Origin of the sequence: Luteimonas panaciterrae (assembly GCF_020511115.1) — a bacterium.
GTDB classification, from domain to species: Bacteria; Pseudomonadota; Gammaproteobacteria; order Xanthomonadales; family Xanthomonadaceae; genus Luteimonas; species Luteimonas panaciterrae.
Window position 1 is genome coordinate 1 of the sequence record NZ_JAJAVH010000078.1, and the last position, 771, is coordinate 771.

The following is a 771-nucleotide window of genomic DNA, read 5'->3' on the forward strand; positions in this document are numbered from 1 at the left end:
GCGGCCGTCGTCGCTGACGTAGAGCGTCTGGCCACCGACGATGGCCTCGCGGAAGCCGGCGAGCAGCAATTACCGCGGTTACTGGAACACGTCCTCGCATGCGCTGTTCTCCGGCGATTACAGCAACAGTCGCAGCGGTGGCCTGCGCACGCATGTGGACGGATTGCGCTGGGCCAACGTCTACACGGCCAGCAACAACAATACTGGCGGGCCGACACCGGCTGGTCGGCGGAAGGCAATTCGAAGGGGTATCTAAAGACCGATCTCGATCTGGATCTGAACGTCCACGACCAGCGCTGCATCGGACGTCCCATCAAGATCGGGATCCAGCGTGCAGGCGGGCTGATCTCGCCTGCCGGCTTCTTCCCTGGCGTACGCGCAATCCGCATCGACAGCTTCAACTTCGGCGAGGAACGTCCGGACCCGGACGGCACGGCATGGAAGCTGTTTCCGCTCGTACGCAAGGGGGCGCCGTCGAACCCCAACGACGCCACGGACGACTACAGCCGCATCTACGGCCTCGCGTTCCGCAAGACCGCCTGGTGCCATTGAAGCGTCGTGAATTTCTCGAAGAGGACAGCGACACATCTCGACGACCCGCCACCGCGCTCAACGGTGGCGGGTCATACATCATGGAGATGCCAATCAATACAAGTAGATCCACATATGATGAGTAAGATTACCTTGCACGCAATTACGGCGAGAAGTAGCGCGAAATCTTCGGCCAGGCCGTGGAGAACTGCGAGTAATAATCTTTCTTATCCGATGGAG

1 protein-coding gene is annotated in these 771 nt (G+C 60.2%); it reads left to right on the top strand.

The window, feature by feature from the left end:
* The coding region (locus tag LG367_RS18585; protein WP_264179994.1) for a hypothetical protein at window positions 1-552 on the top strand (552 nt) is incomplete at its 5' end.
* Between the last annotated feature and the right edge of the window lie 219 nt (window positions 553-771).